Source organism: Nocardioides oceani (genome assembly GCF_030412965.1).
In the GTDB taxonomy this organism is placed as follows: domain Bacteria; phylum Actinomycetota; class Actinomycetes; order Propionibacteriales; family Nocardioidaceae; genus Nocardioides; species Nocardioides oceani.
This window is the reverse complement of sequence record NZ_JAUHJQ010000037.1, coordinates 1-2,687: the sequence shown is the minus strand read 5'-3', so window position 1 is coordinate 2,687 and position 2,687 is coordinate 1. Positions and strand designations below refer to the sequence as shown.

Genomic DNA, 2,687 nt, shown 5'->3' with positions numbered 1-2,687 from the left:
CCGTTCGAGAGTGCTGTGAGAGGTTCACTCGAAGGATCACGCGGTGGCCGCTTCTTCGTCTGCCGTACACGCCGGTGACGACCTTGGCGACCGCGCTACACCACTATCGGGGACTCAACTCTCGAATCTCGGCACTCCTCGCGAGGCGCGGTCTCACTCGGCTTCGTCGAGCGCCGCCTCTGCCTCGTCGAAGAGGCCTTGGAGCGAGACCCTCCAAGTCGGCAGATCTCTCGAGAGCGTCAGCCAGGTGAGCTTGCGGTTGATCTCGTCGTACTGATGGATGATGAAGTTCCGGTTCGCGACGGCAAGTGCCCACTCGACGCCATCAGGCGCCAGGACGTCGAGCCGAGCCAATCGGTTGGCTGCCTCTCCCAGCTTCATCATCAGTGAGTCCCCGGCCTCTTGGAGCAGGTCATCACCGAGATACGCCTCCTTGCCGCGTCGCACAATCTCATCGACGCGGTCCAGCCAGGCCAGGATGTGAAGGAGCTCCTTGGCCGCCTTGACCTCCATCAGAGCAACACCGCGTCACGGCGGATGTCGTCATCCAGCTTCGGCTTCAAGCCCCCGTACTCGACCAGGTCGATCTGCCGACCAAGCACCCGCTCAAGCAACTGCTTGAACCGAATGAACTCGAACGACGACGCCCCCTCCGGCGCCTCGACCAGCAGGTCGATGTCGGAGTCTTGTCCTGCCTCGCGGCGCGCCACCGAGCCGAAGACCGCGAGCCTGCCGTATCCGCCATCCTCGGCGAGACGTCGAAGCACCGGAGCAGCCGCCTGCATCAGCCTTTCCGGATGAACACCCGAAAGATCCGCAGCCGCCCGCAACTGCTGACTCACCGCCGGCTGACTGATCCCCAGCGCCGCCGCAATCTCCCGCTGGCTCAGCCCACTCGCCACCATCGCCCGAAGCGCAAGCACACGCCGTAGCCGCGCGACCTCCTCGTCATGCCGCGCGCCGAGGTACTCAGCCACGAGTTCCATAAGGACACCTTATCAGTCTGTAGCGAATGCTCCCCGAGCATCGGGCCCGGGAACGTCACACCGCCGCCTGCGACGCAGGCCGTCACTCGCGACGGCTCCGGGGCAGAACGAGGTCGGTCCCGAGGATGCCGTGGCGCGTCCTTGATCAGCGTCCGCGATGGGTTTCTGGGTCACAAAGCGCGACACAAGCCGGAATGGCTCAAATGACAAAGTGGCCCGTGACCTGCGTTTCCGCAGGTCACGGGCCATTTCTTTTGTAGCGGGGGCAGGATTTGAACCTGCGACCTCTGGGCATCCAGCGCGAGCGGGCGTCGTTGGCCCAGCCCTTGCTGCCCTTTGAGCATTCGAGGCCTGACCTGCGGGAACACCGCTCGCCACAGTGACACCTACCGCGCAGCTCTTGCTGGTCTCTGACCCGACGAGGCGACTCTTGCTGTGGTTTTCGGTGCCTAAGCGCGACACGGCTCGAATCTCGTCACTCGTCGCGCGGCCCGGTCTCACTCGGCACCGTCGAGCGCCGCCTCTGCCTCGTCGAAGAGACCTTGGAGCGACACCTTCCAAGTCGGCAGATCTCTTGAAAGCGTCAACCAGGTGAGCTCGCGGTTGATCTCGTCGTACTGATGGATGATGAAGTTCCGGTTCGCAACGGCGAGGGCCCACTCGACGCCGTCAGGCGCTAGGACATCGAGACGGGACAACCGGTTGGCCGCCTCCCCGAGCTTCATCATCAGTGAGTCCCCCGCCTCCTGCAGAAGAGCGTCATCGACGTAGACCTCCTTGCCGCGCTCCACGATCTGATCAACACGGGCAAGCCAAGACTGGATGTGGAGCAGCTCCTTGGCAACCTTGAGCTCCATCAGAGAAACACCGCTTCGCGACGAATGTCATCGTCCAGCTTCGGCTTCAGACCCCCGCACTCGACCAGATCGATCTGCCGACCGAGCACCCGCTCGAGCAACTGTTTGAACCGGATGAAGCCGAACGACGACGTCCCCTTCGGCGCCTCGACCAGCAGGTCGATGTCGGAGTCCCCTGTCGCCTCACCGCGTGCCACCGAGCCGAAGACGGCGAGCCTCCCGTACCCCGCATCCTCGGCAAGACGTCGAAGAACAGGCCCAGCGGCCTCGACGAGCGTGCCGGGATGGACACTCGACAGATCCGACGCCGCCCTCAACTGCTGACTCACCGCTGGCTGGCTGATGCCGAGCGCCGTCGCAATCTCTCGCTGGCTCATACCTATCGCCACCATCGCTCTCAGAGCGAGCACACGCCGAAGCCGCGCGACGTCCTCATCACGGCGCGCGCCGCGATACTCGGCCAGAAGCTTCATAAGGACACCTTATCACTTCGGCACGCAGGTGTCCCGTCGAGACTTCTGGCAGCACGATGCTGCGGCCGGCCAAATCGCGGCCTGAGTCCGCGCGTGCCTGGGACGTCACGCCACCGGTCATCGCCCGTGCTTCGAGAGCTCGAGGACCGAAACGCTCACCTCTCCCGCAGTCGTCCCGCGGTGCGCGATTCACGCCCTCGGAACCGGCGGCTTCTCCTAGAGTTGGCGTTGCTTGACCGCATCAACAAGGAGTGAGTGTGCCAGTCTGAAGTGGCCCCACTTGGAGCCGTAGTGCTGGCTTGAAGTGGCCCCACCCTCGACCTACTTGTCCCCGTACTTTCGTGCCCGTCTGCCAAGGCGAGTCACGAGAG

The 2,687-nt window shown here is 64.0% G+C and carries 4 protein-coding genes and 1 tRNA gene; all 5 read right to left on the bottom strand.

The features are described from left to right. Nucleotides 1–153 precede the first annotated feature (153 nt). The gene (locus QWY28_RS23140) at nucleotides 154–513 is read right to left on the bottom strand and encodes a HepT-like ribonuclease domain-containing protein (protein WP_300955281.1); all 360 of its coding nucleotides are present in this window, start codon (nucleotides 511–513) and stop codon (nucleotides 154–156) included. Continuing rightward, the gene (locus QWY28_RS23135; protein WP_300955280.1) at nucleotides 513–977 is read right to left on the bottom strand and encodes a nucleotidyltransferase domain-containing protein; all 465 of its coding nucleotides are present in this window, start codon (nucleotides 975–977) and stop codon (nucleotides 513–515) included. Before QWY28_RS23135 ends, QWY28_RS23140 begins: the two co-directional genes overlap by 1 nt. Before the next feature lie 266 nt (nucleotides 978–1,243). Next, nucleotides 1,244–1,358 (bottom strand) — tRNA-Val (locus QWY28_RS23130). Between the two features lie 125 nt (nucleotides 1,359–1,483). Further along, nucleotides 1,484–1,843, bottom strand: a complete 360-nt coding sequence (locus QWY28_RS23125) for a HepT-like ribonuclease domain-containing protein (protein ID WP_300955279.1) — start codon at nucleotides 1,841–1,843, stop codon at nucleotides 1,484–1,486. After that, nucleotides 1,843–2,316, bottom strand: coding sequence for a nucleotidyltransferase domain-containing protein (locus tag QWY28_RS23120; RefSeq protein WP_300955278.1), 474 nt, complete (start codon nucleotides 2,314–2,316; stop codon nucleotides 1,843–1,845). Before QWY28_RS23120 ends, QWY28_RS23125 begins: the two co-directional genes overlap by 1 nt. Nucleotides 2,317–2,687 lie beyond the last annotated feature (371 nt).

What these genes read in the sequence shown, in the direction of transcription:
- QWY28_RS23140 (WP_300955281.1), bottom strand. Translation starts at nt 513, where the DNA reads ATGGAGGTCAAGGCGGCCAAGGAGCTCCTTCACATCCTGGCCTGGCTG.
- QWY28_RS23125 (WP_300955279.1), bottom strand. Translation starts at nt 1,843, where the DNA reads ATGGAGCTCAAGGTTGCCAAGGAGCTGCTCCACATCCAGTCTTGGCTT.
- QWY28_RS23120 (WP_300955278.1), bottom strand. Translation starts at nt 2,316, where the DNA reads ATGAAGCTTCTGGCCGAGTATCGCGGCGCGCGCCGTGATGAGGACGTC.